Source organism: Pseudomonas sp. 8Z (assembly GCF_902506535.1).
Taxonomy (GTDB): Bacteria; Pseudomonadota; Gammaproteobacteria; order Pseudomonadales; family Pseudomonadaceae; genus Aquipseudomonas.
This window is the reverse complement of the sequence record NZ_LR733826.1, coordinates 288,400-305,843: the sequence shown is the minus strand read 5'-3', so window position 1 is coordinate 305,843 and position 17,444 is coordinate 288,400. Positions and strand designations below refer to the sequence as shown.

14 protein-coding genes are annotated in these 17,444 nt (G+C 60.0%); 6 read left to right on the top strand and 8 right to left on the bottom strand.

The annotated features are described in order from the left end of the window. The first annotated feature begins 16 nt into the window (after nt 1-16). Together AERO9A_RS10745 and AERO9A_RS10740 are read left to right on the top strand one after the other, a co-directional pair. A complete protein-coding gene (locus AERO9A_RS10745) occupies nt 17-484 on the top strand; it encodes a flagella synthesis protein FlgN (RefSeq protein WP_159971952.1) in 468 nt (155 codons plus the stop codon). Between the two features lie 88 nt (nt 485-572). Continuing rightward, complete coding sequence (locus tag AERO9A_RS10740) at nt 573-1,313, top strand: flagellar brake protein (RefSeq protein ID WP_159971951.1); 741 nt, start codon at nt 573-575, stop codon at nt 1,311-1,313. A gap of 11 nt (nt 1,314-1,324) precedes the next feature. Here the strand turns inward: AERO9A_RS10740 and AERO9A_RS10735 are convergent, their stop codons facing one another. Then, nucleotides 1,325-2,653, bottom strand: coding sequence for an MFS transporter (locus AERO9A_RS10735; RefSeq protein ID WP_159971950.1), 1,329 nt, complete (start codon nt 2,651-2,653; stop codon nt 1,325-1,327). Between the two features lie 477 nt (nt 2,654-3,130). Between AERO9A_RS10735 and sstT the strand changes: the two genes are divergently transcribed. Next, entirely contained in the window at nt 3,131-4,354 is a 1,224-nt protein-coding gene (sstT, locus tag AERO9A_RS10730; protein ID WP_159971949.1) for a serine/threonine transporter SstT, read from the top strand. Nucleotides 4,355-4,429: 75 nt separating this feature from the next. On the opposite strand, the gene AERO9A_RS10725 is transcribed toward sstT, so the two are convergent. Further along, nucleotides 4,430-6,439 (bottom strand): sigma-54-dependent Fis family transcriptional regulator, encoded by a 2,010-nt coding sequence (locus tag AERO9A_RS10725; RefSeq protein ID WP_159971948.1) that lies wholly within the window; start codon nt 6,437-6,439, stop codon nt 4,430-4,432. 184 nt (nt 6,440-6,623) lie between these two features. Between AERO9A_RS10725 and AERO9A_RS10720 the strand changes: the two genes are divergently transcribed. From AERO9A_RS10720 to AERO9A_RS10710, 3 genes are read left to right on the top strand one after another with little or no spacing between them, the layout of a single operon-like run. Continuing rightward, nucleotides 6,624-7,640 carry a Gfo/Idh/MocA family oxidoreductase gene (locus AERO9A_RS10720; protein WP_159971947.1) on the top strand — a complete coding sequence of 339 codons (1,017 nt, stop codon included), beginning with the start codon at nt 6,624-6,626 and terminating at the stop codon, nt 7,638-7,640. Between the two features lie 5 nt (nt 7,641-7,645). Then, nucleotides 7,646-8,437, top strand: coding sequence for a TIM barrel protein (locus AERO9A_RS10715; protein ID WP_159971946.1), 792 nt, complete (start codon nt 7,646-7,648; stop codon nt 8,435-8,437). A 46-nt stretch (nt 8,438-8,483) separates the two neighbouring features. Then, nucleotides 8,484-9,410 (top strand): sugar ABC transporter substrate-binding protein, encoded by a 927-nt coding sequence (locus AERO9A_RS10710; RefSeq protein WP_159971945.1) that lies wholly within the window; start codon nt 8,484-8,486, stop codon nt 9,408-9,410. 236 nt (nt 9,411-9,646) lie between these two features. Here the strand turns inward: AERO9A_RS10710 and AERO9A_RS10705 are convergent, their stop codons facing one another. The 6 genes from AERO9A_RS10705 to AERO9A_RS10680 all read right to left on the bottom strand — a co-directional run bounded on the left by AERO9A_RS10705 (nt 9,647) and on the right by AERO9A_RS10680 (nt 17,417). Next, nucleotides 9,647-10,756 carry a Gfo/Idh/MocA family protein gene (locus tag AERO9A_RS10705; RefSeq protein WP_159971944.1) on the bottom strand — a complete coding sequence of 370 codons (1,110 nt, stop codon included), beginning with the start codon at nt 10,754-10,756 and terminating at the stop codon, nt 9,647-9,649. Nucleotides 10,757-10,902: 146 nt separating this feature from the next. Beyond that, complete coding sequence (locus AERO9A_RS10700; RefSeq protein ID WP_159971943.1) at nt 10,903-11,928, bottom strand: ABC transporter permease; 1,026 nt, start codon at nt 11,926-11,928, stop codon at nt 10,903-10,905. A 61-nt stretch (nt 11,929-11,989) separates the two neighbouring features. Continuing rightward, nucleotides 11,990-13,537 carry a sugar ABC transporter ATP-binding protein gene (locus AERO9A_RS10695; RefSeq protein WP_159971942.1) on the bottom strand — a complete coding sequence of 516 codons (1,548 nt, stop codon included), beginning with the start codon at nt 13,535-13,537 and terminating at the stop codon, nt 11,990-11,992. A gap of 480 nt (nt 13,538-14,017) precedes the next feature. After that, a complete protein-coding gene (locus AERO9A_RS10690) occupies nt 14,018-14,944 on the bottom strand; it encodes a sugar ABC transporter substrate-binding protein (protein WP_159971941.1) in 927 nt (308 codons plus the stop codon). Nucleotides 14,945-15,266: 322 nt separating this feature from the next. Continuing rightward, complete coding sequence (locus AERO9A_RS10685) at nt 15,267-16,361, bottom strand: Gfo/Idh/MocA family protein (RefSeq protein WP_159971940.1); 1,095 nt, start codon at nt 16,359-16,361, stop codon at nt 15,267-15,269. Between the two features lie 45 nt (nt 16,362-16,406). Then, nucleotides 16,407-17,417 carry a Gfo/Idh/MocA family protein gene (locus AERO9A_RS10680; protein WP_159971939.1) on the bottom strand — a complete coding sequence of 337 codons (1,011 nt, stop codon included), beginning with the start codon at nt 17,415-17,417 and terminating at the stop codon, nt 16,407-16,409. Nucleotides 17,418-17,444 lie beyond the last annotated feature (27 nt).

Here is a 17,444-nt window from a genome sequence, read left to right as displayed (position 1 = left end):
CCCCCAAGAGCCCGCCATGCACGATACTTCTCTGCTACACCTGTTCACCTCAGATATCGGCATCGCCGAGCAACTCCTTGAGCTGATCGACGCCGAATTTCAGGCGCTCGATGAACGCGACCTGACGCGTCTCGATAAGCTGCTGGGAGACAAACAGCCACTTCTGGCACAACTGCAGCAGCACGGCACCGAACGCAGCCAGCTATTGCACGCTGTCGGCCTGAGCGCTGACCGTGAGGGGCTAGCCAGTTTGGCTGCCCGCTCAAGCATTGGCGCTGAACTGCTGACCCGCAGCGAAGAGCTGTCTGAGCTGCTGCAGCGCTGCCAGGATGCCAACTTGCGTAACGGCCGCTTGATTCGCGCCAACAAAGCAACAGTCAGCAGCCTTCTGGGCATCCTACGCGGCGGCGAAACGCCGGGGCTCTATGACAGCCGCGGCAGCGCCGCTAGAATCGCGCAGCACCGCCCGCTCAGCCAAGCCTGAGCCACACAATAAAAAGCACGGGAACATGCAGGCACTGCGTCGGCATGTAAGTGCATGCCGTAATCGAAAAACCGGAGAGCTTCGCACTGTGTCCAGCGCGTTCAACGAGGGAAATGGGCCTCAGCCACCCAAACTACTCAAGACCCCGGCGGAGATCGTTGCAACCCTGCGCTTACTGCTGCAGCACCATGACCCTCTGCTCATTCAGTTTCACGAACGCAGCCAACGCTTCCAAAGTTATGTCGTGGACATCGACCGCGAGCGCTCACGCATTGCGCTCGACGAAATCATTCCCACCGATGGCGAGCGTTTTTTCAAACAGGGAGAAAGCTTCTCCGTGGAGGCCTTCCGTGACGGCGTGCGGGTGGCCTGGAAGTGCGAACATAGCGTCCAAATAGGCCAGCATGATGGCGCGCCATGCTATTGGACGCCCCTACCCGCCGAGATGATCTATCACCAGCGACGTAGCGCCTTTCGCGCCGCACTCAAGCAGACAGATCTAATCAAGGTTGTGCTGTCGAGCGACAAATTGCACGAACCGCTTACAGGGCATCTACTCGATATCTCCGCCACCGGCTGCAAGTTGCGCTTCGCGGGAGACCAGAGCCAGCAACTGCAGAACGGCCAGGTGCATGAACGCCTGACCGCTCAACTGCCCTTCGGCGCCATGACCACCGCGGTGGAGCTGCGCCACGTGCAGTATGAAGCGAAGATTGACTGCACCTTCGTCGGCACCCGTTTTTTTGACCTTGGCGGCCTGGAACAGCGCAATGTAGAGCGCTTTGTCTATCAACTACAGCGCGAAGCCCGCCGCACCGAGAGCGACTGAGGGCCAAGCCCTCAGACTGCAGCGCTCTCATTGCGCTCGCGATCTTCATTTTCAGCCGCTTCGGCGGCCATCGCCACAGCAGGCTCCTGCATCTGCTCCTGCACGGTCTGCTCATCGACGCGCGGGTCCAGCGCGGCGACCAGAGGCGAGCTCGCCACGTTACCCGGCATCGCAATGTGCTGCAGCGGCGCATCATCGACCTGATGTAGATGGGTGACAACCTCAGGCCGGATACGCCAGACCAAAATCAGCGCACAGAAACAGATGAATACATACAGCATGTTGGGGCCGTAGAAGCGCATCAGCATGCCCGTGAGCAAGGGCCCAATACAGGCACCGACACCAAATGTGACCAGCAGCATGGCCGTCAGCGATACCCGCCGCTCAGGCTCGACATGGTCATTAGCCAACGCGACAGCCAAGGGATACAGACTGAACTGCATCAGGCTGACCAGAAAGCCAACGCCTATCAGCAAGCCAAGAAACACCTGTGGCAAAGCCGCCAACGGCAAGGCAGCAAGCAACATAAAGACAGCACAGCCTCGAATCAGACGCACCCGGTCATGCCGATCGGACAACCACCCCAGCGGCCATTGCACCAGCAGCCCAGCCAGAATGCAGCTCCCCATGAACAGCCCCACCTGCTCGGTGGACAGCCCCATACGCGTGGCATACAAGGGCGCCAGGCCATAGAAAGAGCCAATCAAAAGACCTGCAACCGAAATAGTGGTCAGCGAAAGCGGTACCCGTTTGAGGAAAAAACGCAGCTCTAACGGCGCCGGATGCAAAGGCGCGGGGTGCAGGCGCCGGGTCAGCGCCACCGGAACCAGACACAGCGCGAAGCACAGGGCGACCAGCATCAGTAATTCCAGCCCCAAGGTCGGATGGATCACCAAGGCTAGCTGCCCCAGAATCAAGCCCATGTACGAGGCGCCCATATAACCGCTGAACACCAATCCACGCTGGCTGGCGTCAGCCTGCTCGTTCAGCCAGCTTTCAATCACCATGTACTGGCACATCATGCCGAGACCAACCAGCATGCGCAGAAACAGCCAGAACGGTAACCACTCCACCAGACCATGTCCCAATACCGCTGCGGTAACCACACCTGCACAGGCCACGTAAGCCCGTATGTGCCCGACTCGCGCAATGAGCCGGTGCCCCAGTTTGCCGCCCAGTACCAGACCGAAATAATTGGCCGCCATCAACGCCCCCACCCACAGTCCATCCACCGTATCGGCCAGACGCAGAGCCAGGTAGGTACTAAGCAGACCTGAACCGAGCAGCATCAACAAAGTGGCGAAATACAGCGAGCGGAAGGACTTCCAGATCAAACGCATTGGCAGGTAAAACTCCTATGGCGGAGCGTAAGTCGATGACTCACGCCCGGTACAGCGGCGCGCTTTCGAGATGCTCAGTCAGCACGAATGAATAGCCTCATACAAGACCATGGCCAGCGTTGCTTGGCCAGCGATGCAATCTTCGACGAGTGTATGGCCCATCAGTTCGATGGCATATCGGACGCTCGATCACGTCTCCGGGGTACACCAACCGACCTGAACGCTCAGATGCCTTCTGAGCATAGTCGGCGGACACACCGCGTACAAAATAAGCGCCGAATGTTCGATATTTCAAGCAGTAAAGGTTTACCTGAATGCGACACACAGTTGCACTGACTCGCCCCACCCTCATTACCCAGGCAAATGGTGCTGGCGACTGTGCTAGAGTCGCGCGCTATTTTTTCCGCCCCTGGCTGGAAAGCCGCTCGAGAAAGGCCTGCGAATACCCTCGCGCCTCAGTAAACAGAGATCTGCGTCATGTCCGAAGCCGTCAATCCACTCCTACAACTGCTCAACCGTACCAGCCTGGTCGTGCAGATTTCCGTAGGCCTGCTCCTGGGCATTGCCCTTGCCGTTGTCGCACCTCAGGCGGCGCTTTCAGTCGGTCTGATCGGTAATGTGTTCGTCTCGGCATTGAAAGCCGTCGCCCCGGTATTAGTGTTCATTCTGGTGATGGCCTCCATCGCGAACCATCAGCACGGTCAACAGACCCATATTCGCCCAATCCTGCTGATGTACCTGCTCGGCACATTCAGTGCCGCATTGGTGGCGGTCGTCGCCAGCTTCGCCTTCCCCTCTGCGCTTGTACTGAGCAGTCAGGCTGCCGAACTGTCGCCGCCGGGTGGGATTGGTGAAGTTCTCAAGACCCTGCTGATGAACGTCGTCGACAACCCGGTAAACGCCCTGCTCAAAGGCAATTTCATCGGCATCCTGGCCTGGGCCATCGGCCTGGGCTTCGCCTTGCGCCATGCCAGCGTCGGCAGCAAACAGCTACTGGGCGATTTGTCCAATGGCGTCACATCCATCGTCAAGCTGGTCATCCGTTTGGCTCCGCTGGGGATCTTCGGCCTTGTGGCCTCAACATTGGCCGAATCCGGCTTCGGCGCGCTGCTCGGCTACCTGCACCTACTCGTGGTACTGGTCGGCTGCATGCTACTGGTCGCATTGCTGATTAACCCAGCACTGGTGTATTGGAAGACGCGTAGCAACCCCTACCCGCTGGTTTTCACCTGCCTGCGCGAAAGCGGCCTGACGGCCTTCTTCACCCGCAGCTCGGCGGCCAACATTCCAGTCAATCTGCAACTGTGCCAGCGCCTTGGTCTGCACGAAGAAACCTATTCGGTGTCTATCCCGCTCGGCGCCACCATCAACATGGCTGGCGCAGCCATCACCATCAGCGTGCTGACCCTGGCAGCCGTGCACACCCTGAATATTGCCGTCGATCTGCCCACTGCCCTGCTGTTGAGCTTGCTTGCCTCGATCAGCGCTTGCGGCGCTTCAGGTGTAGCGGGAGGCTCGCTGCTGCTGATCCCTCTAGCCTGCAGCCTGTTCGGCATTCCCAATGACGTAGCCATGCAGGTCGTAGCGATCGGCTTCATCATCGGTATCGTTCAAGACTCCGCAGAAACCGCTCTGAACTCCTCAACCGATGCGCTCTTCACTGCGGCGGCTTGCCTGGCAGAAGAAAAACGCCAAGGCTAAAACGCAGAAGGCTTGCGCAACGCGCAAGCCTTCTTTCTATCACTGGGCCATAGCCTCGGCACGATCAAACCCAGCTCAATCACCTGGCGCGGTGGAATCGTCATCAAGGCGACGAAATTTTCCGGCATCCAACCCATAGCGTTTGAGCTTCAGATAAATGCCTGCACGCGATATGCCCAGCAAACTTGCTGAGCGGCGGATGTTGCCTGCGGTCTCTTCCAGCGCTGCACGAATCAGATCACGCTCGCCTAGCTCAAGGGGCGGGAGATGGCTTTCTGCTTCTGCGTCGCCATTGGCCACACGGACAAGTGCAGGCGGTAAATCCGCAGGCTGAATGAAAGCACCTTGCGCCAGATTGATCGCGCGCTCGATGACGTTTTCCAGCTCACGTACGTTACCTGGCCAGTTATGTGCCATCAGCAGTGCCAAGGCCTCATCGGCGATGGCCTGCGGTGGTCGCTCAAGGTTGCGCCCCAAACTCTTGAGCATTGTCGCCACCAGCTTGGGAATGTCCTCACGACGCTCACGCAACGGCGGCACCTCAAGCGTCAGCACATTGAGTCGGTAGAACACATCCTCACGAAAACTCCCGCCAACAACGGCCTGAGCTAGATCGCGATGGGTGGCGGCGATAACACGAACGTCCACCGCATGCGCCTTCTTAGCACCGATGCGCGTCACCTCGCCTTCCTGAAGCACTCGCAGCAGACTGATTTGCGCGTCCAGGGGCATGTCGCCAATCTCATCGAGAAACAAGGTGCCGCCATCAGCCAGCTCGAACTTACCTGCCGCGCCTCCGCGCGCCGCCCCCGTGAACGCGCCCTCGACGTGCCCGAACAGTTCGCTCTGCACCAGATCACGTGGAATGGCACCGCAATTCACCGCAACGAAAGGGCCAGCACAGCGGCTACTGGCATTATGAATGGCCTGAGCGAACAACTCTTTGCCCACGCCACTTTCCCCCTGAATCAATACCGTCGCCTCGCTACGACTGGCCGCCTGAGCAAGTCGGATGCAGTCTTGCAACGCCGCTGAGCGCCCCTGGATATCCGCGAAACTGTAACGCGCCCGAGTGCCGAGCAATTGCCGGGTGATTTCCCGGATCCGGCGATTCTCACGTAACGACAGCACCCAGCCACCCTGCGCGATTGGCGAAGCCGAGGCCAGACACGGCAGGCTACCGCCATCAGGCAATAGCAGCGTTAGCTCACGATCCTGACGCTCCCAGCGACGATCCAGCCAGTGCCCGAGGTCGGTATCCTGAGCGATAAGGCTGGCGAACGGCCTGCCCAACTGCTGATCATCGAGCTGCAGTAAACGCCGAGCATAGCCATTGAGGCTACGGATGTGGCGCCCATCATCGAGCAGAATGACCCCTTCATTAAGCACCTCCAGCACACGCTGTTGCTCATCCAGCAGGGCCTTGAGCGCCAATTGCCGCGACACGGCCTCCGCTGCCGCCTGCACGGTGCCGAGGGTGTGACAATGAAAGTTGCCAACCGCAGCAGTCAGCGTCAGCGCCCCAAGCAATCGGCCCTGGGGGTCGCGTACCGGCGCCGAGGCACAGTGCATGTGCCGCTCACGCAGTTCACGCTTGAAGTTCTCACCCGCCAGAACGAAGACCAGACGCTGCTCACGCAGCGCCAGCCCCGTGCAGTTAGTGCCTTGTACCTGCTCCAGCAAACGACTCCCGAGAGGAGTCAAATCCACCCCGCAAGCGCTGAGCGTCACACCATCGGCATCAGCCAGATTAAGGTGGCCACCGGGGTTGTAGCGCAGCAGTTCGGCCATGATCGGTGCGGCGATATCGAGAACTTCACGATTGGCCGCAAGACGGCTCGTCAGCTCTTGAGGCTCGACGAACTCGTAGTGGAACTCTTCGGCCTCGACGCCAGCCGCCCGACTGCGTAGCCAGGACGCGCGAATCACAGAGCGGAGCGCAGACAACTCCGAATCACCTGCCAAACAGTCCACCCAAGCCGCATCCAAACCACGCTCAATAGCAACAGCAGAAGCCGGCTGCTGCAACTCACTGACAAACAGCAACTCCTGACTCAGATCATTTGCGGCGCCCAACTCAAGCATGGTGGTGACTCTGTCTGAAAGTTGGACATGTCTAACTAGGCATGTCTTTTTTTTAGACATATTACAAGAGTCGCCCCACCTGAAAACCCCTAAAAATGGCGCATTCCATGACTGGCATGACGGTTGCTGAAGCCCTTTCGGGCCCAAGGCCCTGCGCATAACAACCACAATAGGACGCCTCTTCATGCCTCATTCCAAGACACCTCTGTCCGTCGGCCTCATCGGTACAGGTCGCATGGGCACCTTCCACGCCACTGCCCTCGCCCAACATCTTCACGGCGCCCGTCTGGTCGCCCTGGCCGATCCGGCTCCCGGTGCTGCCGCCCGCCTCGGTGAAATCCTCGATGTCGAGCACATCCATACCGACCCACAAGCCCTGATCGAAAACCCGGCCGTAGAGGCAGTGGTTATCGTCGCCCCGGCACGCAGCCATGCCGAGTTGGTCGTGGCAGCCGCACGCGCAGGCAAGCCAGTGTTCTGTGAAAAGCCCATGGCCGTGACCTTGGAAGAAGCTGACCGCGCCATCGCAGCCTGCGCCGATGCCGGTGTTGCTCTGCAGGTGGGTTTCAACCGCCGTTTCGCCACCAGCTTCCGTACCGCACGCGAGATGATCAACGCCGGACGCATCGGCACGCCGCAACTGATGCGCTCGCTGACGCGCGATCCTGGCCTGCAAAACCCTGCCGCAGTGAAGCCCTGGACAATCTTTCTGGAAACCCTGATCCACGATTTCGACACGCTTAACTTCTTCAACCCAGGCGCACGGGCCACCCAGGTATATGCGGTAGCCGACGCTCTGGTACGCCCAGATTTCCGCGACAAGGGCCTGCTGGACACCGCCGTGGTCACCATTCGCTACGACAACGGCGCGATCGCCACCGCCGAGGCCAACTTCCAGGCGGTGTACGGCTATGACGTACGCGGCGAAGTGTTTGGCAGTGCCGGCATGCTCACTGCGGGCGATGCACGTACCAGCGAGCTGGTTTGTTACGGCGCCGAAGGCATCAGCCAAACCACCCAACGCTCGGATGCCGAACTGCTGCGCGACGCCTATCTGGGTGAATTGCGCGCCTTTATCGATGCCGTGCACGGCGGTACGCCCGTACCGGTCGGTGGTGCCGATGCCCGTGCGGCGCTGGCCATTGCCCTGGCCGCCATCGAATCGGTGAAAACCGGTCAACCTGTTGCAGTACAGGAGTAAACGCCATGACCAACACCTCGCCTTTCGTCCTGGCTGTCAGCGCTGAAATGGTCTTCCTCGACCTGCCCTTCGTCGAGCGCGTACGCCGCCTGCATGCCTTGGGCTTCGCCGTGGAAATCTGGGACTGGACACGCCACGACATCGACGCCCTGGCCGCCACTGGCGCCCGCTTCACCTCGATGACCGGCTACATCTCTGGCGACCTGATCAGCCCCGAAGGCCGCGCGGCACTGCTCTCCAGCGCCCGCGAATCACTTGAGGTCGCCGAACGACTCAACTGCCCCTCCCTGAACTTGCACGGCACCGGCCTGGACAACCGTGGGCTGCCAGTCAAACCCCTGAGCACCGTCAACGGAGCGCAATGGCTAGCCGCACGTGACACCCTGGCCGAGATCGCACGTCTGGGCGAGCAGGCCAACAAAGTATTCCTGCTGGAAAACCTCAACACCGCCGTTGATCACCCCGGCGTACCCTTCGCCCGCGCCGAGGACACCCTGGCACTGATCGAGGCAGTCGCCAGCCCCTATCTGCGCTTGAATCTGGACCTTTATCACGCACAGATCGGCGAAGGCAATCTGATTGAACTCATCCGCCGTGCCGGTGCCTCTATCGGTGAAATTCAGGTCGCCGACGTGCCGGGGCGCTGCGAACCCGGCACCGGTGAAATCCACTACCCCGCCATCGCCCGAGCGCTCGCCGAGCTGGGCTACCGCGGCGTAGTCGGCCTGGAAGGCTGGGCGGCAGACGGTGACTCCGAGCGAGCCCTGCAGCGGTTTCAAGCCGCTTTCACCCTGTAACACCGGGCCCTCGGGCCCATCATCATAAAAACAAGAGGAATCTCACATGCCCCTTCGCAAACTGCTCTGCGCTGCCTTCGTATGCGCGCTTACTCCTCTGGCGATGGCCGATTACCGTATCGGCGTCAGCATTGCCAAGGTCGACGATAACTTTATGACCAACGTACGCCGCAGCCTTGAGGATGCAGGCAAGACGGAACAAGTCACCATGCAGTTCGAGGATGCTCAGGGCGACGTTGTACGCCAGCTCAACCAGGTTCAGAGCTTTCTCGCGCAGAACGTCGATGCGGTCATCGTGCTGCCGGTAGACACCGCGGCCACCGTCAACATCACCCGCGCAGCCACCGCAGCCAAGATCCCGTTGGTGTACGTCAATCGTCGGCCTGACAACCCCAAGCTCCCCGAAGGCGTGGTCGCCGTGACCTCCGAAGATCTCCAGGCAGGCCGTTTGCAGGGGGACTTCATCGCCAAGCGCTTGAACGGTAAAGGCAATGTCGCCCTGATCATGGGTGAGCTGACCCAGAACGCCACGCGCGGGCGCACCGAAGGTGTCAAAGAAGCGCTCAAGGCTTACCCGGACATCAAGGTAGTGGCCGAACAGAACGCCGACTGGGATCGCAGCAAGGGCATGGATCTGACCAGCAACTGGCTGACTGCCGGCACCCAGTTCGATGCGATTATCGCCAACAACGACGAGATGGCCATTGGCGCGGCCATGGCTCTGCGCCAAGCGGGTAAAAGCAATGGCGAGGTTGCCGTGGTAGGCGTCGACGGTTTGCCCGATGGCCAGGCCGCAATCAAGCGTGGCTTGCTGGCAGCCTCGGTGTTTCAAGACCCCAAAGGCCAGGCCATCCAAGCCCTGCAGTCGGCACTGAAAATGATCCGCAAGGAACCGGTTGAGGCCTCCATTTGGGTGCCTTACGAACTGATCACCCCAGAGAATCTGGAAACCTACCAAGCCCGCCTGAAGTAGCCAGTATTGGCTGGCGCACTCCCGTGCAAGGCACCGGCAGCGACCTGCATCGCACCGGTGCTTTTGCTTTATAAGGCTCTCGGTCAAGTTGATGCGAGTAGCACGCACACACCCAGGCCGCATCTCACCCTTGTATTACAATCTCAGCACGACAAATAGGCTGACGCCCCCAAAGCACAAGGCCCAACCAATGACTGGCTGGGCCTTGCGCGTTATTTGATCAGCAGTGACAAGCGCTACAAACGCACCCAACGCCCCTCACGAGACGAAGTGCGAGCGGCATGGGCCAGGCGCTCCACCTCCCACGCCTCCTGGAAATCCACTCCGGTGTAGCCGGAGTTGCCCCCTAGCGCTTCAAGCAATGAGCGAACTTCCAGCGTCTTCAGCTCGTTGTAACCAAGCTGATGGCCAGGGGCCGGGCAGAAAGCGGCATAGTCAGGCAACTGCGGGCCAGCCAGCAAGGTGCGGAAGCCTGCCAGCTCTGGACGCTCGCCCGCCTGATAGAAACGCAGCTCGTTGAGGCGTTCCTGATCAAAGGTCAAGGTGCCACGGGTGCCACACACCTCGAAGGCCAGGCGGTTCTTACGCCCATGCTTGAGCCAACTGGTCGTGAGCGCACCACGCGCGCCACTGGCAAAACGCAGTAGCAGATGCGCCTGATCATCGACCTCAACCGCGCGAAGCCCACTCTGGTGCGGGCGCTGCCCATGTGCCGTATGCAAGTCGGCGCACAACGCCTCGACCGGGCCAAGCAAAAAGCGCGACAGCGACAGTAGATGGCTGCCCAGATCAGCCAGAGCGCCGCCGGCCTGCCCCGTCTCGCAGCGCCAGGTAAAAGCTCCCTGCGGGTCGCCCATGAAGTCTTCGCTGAATTCACCGTTGAAGCTGACGATCTCACCCACCTCGCCAGCCGCGATCAGATCACGAGCCAAGCCCAGCATAGGGTTTTGCAGGTAGTTGTAGCCCACACGATTGACCACCCCAGCAGCACGCGCGGCATCACGCATCTGCGTCGCTTCCTCCAGCGTCACCGCCAGCGGCTTCTCGCAATAAACCGCCTTGCCGGCCGCAAGCGCGGCCAATGCCATCGGCGCGTGCAACAGATTGGGCGTGGTGATAGCCACCAGCTCAACCTGCGGATCAGCGATCAGGCTCTCCCAATCACAGGACTTGGCGAAGCCCCAGTCAGCAGCACAACGGGCCGCACGCGCAGGGTCAGCATCTGCCAGGGCCACCAGACGCGGCAGTACCGGCAGGGTAAAACTGCTCAGCGCATGTTGAAACGCCAACGCGTGTGCGTGCCCCATAAAGCCAGTACCAATCAAACCAATACCGATGTTACGCATGCTTACCTCCAGGCACTTGAAGAAAACCCAGCACACAACCAATGCGCTCGACGGGCGCAATGCTAGATAGAGTTAGCCCCCATGCGCGGCTGCAGAGACCGCGCATAAGGGCTTGGGGAAATACCGCGAGCCCGCTCAGAACGCGCTCAGCGCTTGGCCTTACGCTTGTTGCGGTACTGGTCGATCACCACGGCGATAACGATGATCAGGCCCTTGATGATGTCCTGAACGTAGGCATCGACACCCAGGAAGGTGAAGCCGCTGGCCATCACCCCGAGAATCAAGGCACCAATCACCGTACCGGTGATACGCCCCATGCCACCGGCCAGGCTGGTACCACCGATGACCGCAGCGGCAATGGCGTCCAGTTCATAGGACATCCCCATACCTGCCTGACCAGTAGCCGCACGTGCCGAGGCCACCACTCCAGCCAAGCCAGCCAGCAGCCCCGCGATGCTGTAGACGATGACCAGGTGCTTCTTGACATTGATCCCGGAGATACGCGCCGCCTGCATGTTGCCGCCGATGGCATAGGTGTACTTGCCGTACTTGGTGTAGCGCAGCGCGATATGGAAGATCACCGCCACCACCAGAAAGATGATGACCGGCATGGCGCCAGCGCCGATCGCAGTGTACTCCTCGGAGAGCATGCTGATTGGCTGGCCTTCGGTGTAATAGCGCGCCAGACCACGAGCCGAAACCATCATGCCCAGCGTGGCGATGAAAGGCGGAATACCGGTGATGGCGATGATGCTGCCGTTGATGGCTCCGGCTATCAATCCCACTGCAAGCCCTGCCATGACAGGCACCCACACCGGCATATCGGTTAGCGAGGGAAACACCGCGCGGCCGAAATCCGAAGTCTGCGCCAAGCTCGCAGCAACCATTGCCGACAGCGCTAACACTGAGCCGGATGACAAATCGATACCGGTGGTGATGATGACCTGGGTTACCGCGATGGCCAGCAGACCGATCACCGACACTTGCAAAATCATCAGCACCAGGCGCTGCGGGTTCATCAAGAAGCTCTGATCGCGCAGCACCCAACCAAAGGCCTCGAAGGCCAGGCCAATGCCAATCAGCACCAGCAGGATGCCCAGCTCGGTCGGAATGCGTCGACGCGGGCGCGTAGCGGGAAGCGCTGCAGTTTTATTGTCCAGAATGGCACTCATCTTGTTCTACCTCTTTTTATGCCAGGAAGTGGCGGGCACGGCCCGCCACGCATAACGCGCTTCAGTGAAAGACGGGATTACCCGAAGCCAGGTGCATGACACGCTCCTGAGTCACCTCGGCGTGATCGAGAAAACCCGTCACGGTGCCTTCGTGCATCACCATCACCCGGTCACTCATGCCCATGACTTCAGGCAACTCGGAGGAAATCATGATGACCGCCAGGCCCTCGGCAGCCAGGTTGGCGATCAAGCGGTAGATTTCGGCCTTGGCACCGACGTCGATACCACGAGTCGGTTCATCGAGAATCAGCACACGCGGACGGGTCATCAGCCAGCGCGCCAAGAGGGCTTTCTGCTGATTGCCACCGGAAAGATTGGCAATGCACTGATCCAACGAAGGTGTCTTGACCCGCAGTTGCTGGCTCATCTGCTCACACAGTTCATCAAGACGCTGCTGCTGTACGAAGCCGCCACTGGCAAAGCCGGAGAGCACCGCAACCTCCATGTTTTCCCCGACCGACAGGCAGGGAAACAGGCCTGTGTCCTTACGGTCTTCGGTCAGCAGCGCGAGGCCTTTCTGGATCGCCAGGCAAGGATCGTTCATCCGCACCGGCTCACCATCGATACGAATTTCGCCGCTGGTTGCCGGCGTTACACCGAACAGCGCCTCAGCCACATTGGTGCGCCCTGAGCCCATCAGTCCGGCAATGCCCAACACCTCACCGGCGTGCAGGTCGAAGGAAACCCCGGAGAACACCCCCTCCAGCGCCAGATCACGCACCGAGAGCAGAACGTCCTTGCGCGGCGCTGTGCGCTCAGGGAAGAGCTGATTCAACTCACGGCCCACCATCATGGCGATCAGGCCGTCGCCATTCATGCTGTCGGCACGTTGCGAACCGATGTACTGGCCATCGCGAAAAACCGCCACCTCATCGGCAATCTGGAACACTTCGTCCATCTTGTGGGTGATGTAAACGATGCCCTTACCCTGCGCCTTGAGGTCGGCAATGATCGAGAACAGATGCGCCACTTCGGTTTCGGTAATCGCCGAGGTTGGCTCATCCATGATCAATACATCGCTGTCGTAAGACACCGCTTTGGCGATTTCCACCATCTGCCGCCCGGCAATGGAAAGCGAACCGACGTTATCGTCAGGATCAAGGTTGATACGCAGCCGATCGAGTAACGCCTGAGTCTGTCGGCGCATGCGCCCATGGTCGACCAGGTGCAGCGCATTGAGCGGCTCGCGCCCCAACCAGATGTTTTCGGCAATGGTCATAAATGGCATCAGGTTGAGCTCCTGATGGATCATGGCAATGCCCGACTGCAGTGCCTGCAAGGGTGTTTCGAAGTGCACCGGCTCACCACGCAAGCGCAGCTCGCCAGCATCTGGCTGGTAGATACCGGCGATAATTTTCATCAGCGTGGATTTACCCGCCCCGTTCTCGCCCATCAGCGCCAGTACAGTGCCTGGGCGTACACGCAGTTGCACTTCAGAAAGCGCCTTGACACCGGGAAACTCCTTGGTGACATCAACGATTTCGAGCAGGTATTCGCTCTGGGTCGGCAACGGTTGGGCAGAAGACTGGGAAGTGGCAGCGTTGAGCATGATCGCGTTCTCCTCGCGGGCGCCGATCAAGCGGCGCAAGCCGCTGGTCAGTGAAGGTTGATGCGCGAAGGAGCCCCAGAGACTGGGCTCGACGAACAGGTCTCGGCGAGAGAGAAGGTGTAAAGATGAGCGGACGGCAGCCCGCAAAGAGGGTGGTAAAGCGATAGCATGACGGCACCTTTTATTTTTGTTCAGCCTGACCTCACCAGATGCAAGGTCGCTGTGTTTCGTCGTAGCGCAGAACTGACTTTATTGGAAAATAAATTCCAGTCAACAGTTTTTTGGAATTTTAAAACGAACAGAGCCTTATCAAGGACACTATGCACCCAGCATTCGTTCACCCACGCGAGCAAGCTGGCGCCCTATAAAAAACGGGCATCCCGTAAGCGGGATGCCCGTTGTTCATTTCACGCCCAAGGCAGGCAGCTCACACTAGCGGCGCAAACAAAACCTTGCGGATGGAGGCATGCTTGGCCCGACTCATTTAGTCAGCGCTTGAAACTCGGCCAGGTTTTGCGGCGTGATCAACTGATAGGGAATCACGACGTGTTGCTCGCCAGGCGTTTTGTTGATCATCTTCAATGCAGCGTCGAGCGAGGCTTCAGACTGCCCCCTGGCATCCTGATAGACCGATACGGCCATTAGCCCGCGCTTGATAGCCGCCAGGCCATCCGGTGTGCCATCGACACCCGCGACCAACACATCCGTCCTGCCCGCCTGACGCAGCGCCATGGCGGCGCCAATGGCCATCTCATCGTTATTGGAGAGCACTGCATTGAGTTCCTTGCCAGCCAGCAGCCAGTTACTCGTCAGATCCATACCCTTGTCGCGCTGCCAGGCGCCGGTCTGCTCCTCGACAATCGTGATATCCGGGTATTTGGCCAGCGTCTCCTTAATCCCGGCTGTGCGGTTATGGGTGGCGTTGTTGGCCAGGTCGCCCAGCAGGATAGCCACCTGGCCCTTGCCTTCCAGTTTATCGGCGACGTACTGGGCTTGCAGGCGCCCCGCTTCCTTGTCATCGGAGGTCACGGTCACCACACCATCGGGTAACTGCGGATCATCCGGGCGGCGGTTGATGTAGACGATAGGCACACCTGCCTTGGTCGCTGCGTTCGTCAGAGTGCGGGTGGCCATGGTGTCCACCGGATTGACGATAACCGCATCGACTTTCTGACTGATGAAGCTCTGCACCTGGCTCAGTTGCTTGACCACATCGTTGCGGGCGTCCTCGAATTGCAACTGCACACCATCGGTCTTGGCCTTCTCGGACATGTACTCGCGCAGGTAAGTCAGGTAGTTGTCATCGAATGACGACATGGTCACCCCGACCCTTAACTCAGCGAGGGCTGCGGTGCTGGTCAACATCAAAGACAAGGCCAGGGCAGCGAAACGACGTTTGCTCGGCATGTGGAAAGACTCCATAGAGAAATGAGAGTGGGGAACCTTGCGTGTCAGCGCCGCGCCGCGCCAGGCGCAACAGTCCGGGAGGTCGGCAGCATCGCGCGTCTGCATTCAGCGCCGCGGATACACGCCAACAACGAGAGCGACTGCAGGAGTCGGCCCGATGCCGGAAACAGCGAAGCGGAGGTCATATCCTGAGGATTCATGAGGCGGCACCCTTCTTTATTGTTGTTGAGATGCAGTTGAGCCTGAGAGTGCGGGCACTTCATACGCGCTCGCCAAAACACCATATTGAAAAATTATTTCCACAACAAGATAAAAATAGAATTTATAGTCCACTACGAACTTGCCGCCTGCCACCCGCCACGTCTCCTCGACCTCGCGTTGCCTGCAGGTGCTGTCGACTTTCAGTGGCAATCGTTTCAACGGGTTCGCGCCGTCTACTCATCGCGCTACGCTGCGCCGCATCCAGAATTGCCTGGCACGCCAGCGCCTGATCCGGCTCGACCGGCAGCGGCGCGCCATCAATCAACGTAGCGGCCCACTGCTGGTAAAAGAGCGGCCAGCAACCGCGCTCACTCGGCACACGCTGACGCTCTTGCGCTTGATGCAGCCAGCCCCAGCGTGGATGCTCCTCCACGCCCCAATTGCCTTTTTCGCTGCGCGGTGTACGACCTTGCAACAGTGCCTCAGCCTGGCCATCGGTGCCATCGACGGTGTAAACACCCGCCTCGCCGACCACTCGTAAACGGGCAGAACAGTCTTGCAAACGACTGCCCCACAGGTGTGACACCACGCCACCGCCATGCTGCAGCGACAGGAAAAATTCGTCGTCCTCTCCGGGCAAACCCGCCGGTGCCAAAACCTCGGCATATACCTGCGTCACCGGGCCGAATAACTGGCAGGCCTGGTCTACCAGATGACAACCTTGGGTGAGCAGCAGGCCACCCGCACGTCGCGGCGCCTGTGCCTGCAGACGGGACTCGAAGATGCGTATGCGCCCCAGCGCTTGCTGAGCCAACAACCGAGCCACTGTCAACACGTCCGAGTCCCAGCGCCGGTTATGGAAGACCGTCAGCGCGACCCCGGCCTGCTGCGCAGCATCGCTTATCGCTCGTGCCTCGGCGAGGTTGGTCGCCAGCGGGCTTTCGCTCACCACCGCTACACCACGGGCGATGGCCTCCAACACTAACGCCGGGCGTTCAGCCAGCGGCGCCGCGATCACCACGCTGTCGACGCCGATATCCAGCAGCCCGGTGAGGCTGTCATGGCATATCACCCCCGGATAATCCCGAGCCACCAGAGCACGGCGCATGGCCGAGCGCGTCACCACACCAACCAACGCCAGGCCCGGCGTACAGGCAATCAAAGGGGCATGAAAGAAGCGGCCAGCATGACCATAGCCGACCAATCCGATACGCATGCACACCTCCTAAAGCGGCAGCAGCCTTGTCGGCTGGAACAGGAGTCAGCCGTAGAACGCAGGCCGCTCGGGCAGACTGATCGGCACGATGGCGCCGCTGTTCTGAGCGCTTATGCAGGCATCAGCGGTGACTGCCGCAAGGTAACCATCCCACGACGATGGACCCGTCAACTGACCGCGCGCCAGGTCATCGATGAAGGCCTGCAACTCCACGTCGTAGGCGTCGATGAAACGATCCTTCCAGTCCATCAGAATCTCGTTGGAGAGCCGCGCCTCGCTGCGCAACTGCACAGTGGTCGGCTCGGGCAAGCGGGCGATACCGCGTTCACCCACGACCTCGCACTGAATGTCGTAGCCATACTGGCAGTTGACGAAGACCTCGACATCGATCCGCACACCTTTGGCGGTTTCCAGCAACACGATCTGCGGGTCACGCAGATGCTCCAAGGCTTTGGGGGCCTTGCGCGGAAACACCACCTGCGCCGAGACATACTGATCGTCCAACAACCAGGCCAGCACGTTGATTTCGTGAATCAGGGTATCGGTGATGGCCATGTCCGTGCTGTAGCTGTCGGCTACCGTCGGGTTACGGTGCGCGGCATGAATCATCAGTGGCGCGCCGATACGGTCACCGTCAAGCACCGCCTTGAGCTGCCGGTATCCCGCGTCGTAGGGGCGCATGAAGCCCACCTGAACCAGGCGCCGACCATAGGCCTGCTCGGCGTCGACGATGCGTTTGCAGCCCTCGGCAGTGACTGCCAGGGGTTTTTCACAGAACACCGGTTTGCCCGCTGCGATGGCAGCCAGCACATACTCCTCATGGGTCGGCCCCCAGGAAGTGACCACTACGGCCTGGACATCCGCAGCACCGATCAGAGCATGGCCATCGGCATAGACTTCGGCACTGATGCCCTCCTCCTGCACGACGCGGGAAGCCTGCGCGGCATTGATGTCGGTCACTGCCACCACACGGCTACCGCGCAACGTATGGCTGAGACGGCGAATATGGTCGCGGCCGATGGCGCCGGTACCGATCACCCCAATATTCAAAGTCATGACATGGTTCTCCAATTGGAATAGTTG

What these genes read in the sequence shown, in the direction of transcription:
- AERO9A_RS10745 (WP_159971952.1), top strand. Translation starts at nt 17, where the DNA reads ATGCACGATACTTCTCTGCTACACCTGTTCACCTCAGATATCGGCATC.
- AERO9A_RS10735 (WP_159971950.1), bottom strand. Translation starts at nt 2,653, where the DNA reads ATGCGTTTGATCTGGAAGTCCTTCCGCTCGCTGTATTTCGCCACTTTG.
- sstT (WP_159971949.1), top strand. Translation starts at nt 3,131, where the DNA reads ATGTCCGAAGCCGTCAATCCACTCCTACAACTGCTCAACCGTACCAGC.
- AERO9A_RS10725 (WP_159971948.1), bottom strand. Translation starts at nt 6,439, where the DNA reads ATGCTTGAGTTGGGCGCCGCAAATGATCTGAGTCAGGAGTTGCTGTTT.
- AERO9A_RS10720 (WP_159971947.1), top strand. Translation starts at nt 6,624, where the DNA reads ATGCCTCATTCCAAGACACCTCTGTCCGTCGGCCTCATCGGTACAGGT.
- AERO9A_RS10715 (WP_159971946.1), top strand. Translation starts at nt 7,646, where the DNA reads ATGACCAACACCTCGCCTTTCGTCCTGGCTGTCAGCGCTGAAATGGTC.
- AERO9A_RS10710 (WP_159971945.1), top strand. Translation starts at nt 8,484, where the DNA reads ATGCCCCTTCGCAAACTGCTCTGCGCTGCCTTCGTATGCGCGCTTACT.
- AERO9A_RS10705 (WP_159971944.1), bottom strand. Translation starts at nt 10,756, where the DNA reads ATGCGTAACATCGGTATTGGTTTGATTGGTACTGGCTTTATGGGGCAC.
- AERO9A_RS10700 (WP_159971943.1), bottom strand. Translation starts at nt 11,928, where the DNA reads ATGAGTGCCATTCTGGACAATAAAACTGCAGCGCTTCCCGCTACGCGC.
- AERO9A_RS10695 (WP_159971942.1), bottom strand. Translation starts at nt 13,537, where the DNA reads ATGCTCAACGCTGCCACTTCCCAGTCTTCTGCCCAACCGTTGCCGACC.
- AERO9A_RS10690 (WP_159971941.1), bottom strand. Translation starts at nt 14,944, where the DNA reads ATGCCGAGCAAACGTCGTTTCGCTGCCCTGGCCTTGTCTTTGATGTTG.
- AERO9A_RS10685 (WP_159971940.1), bottom strand. Translation starts at nt 16,361, where the DNA reads ATGCGTATCGGATTGGTCGGCTATGGTCATGCTGGCCGCTTCTTTCAT.
- AERO9A_RS10680 (WP_159971939.1), bottom strand. Translation starts at nt 17,417, where the DNA reads ATGACTTTGAATATTGGGGTGATCGGTACCGGCGCCATCGGCCGCGAC.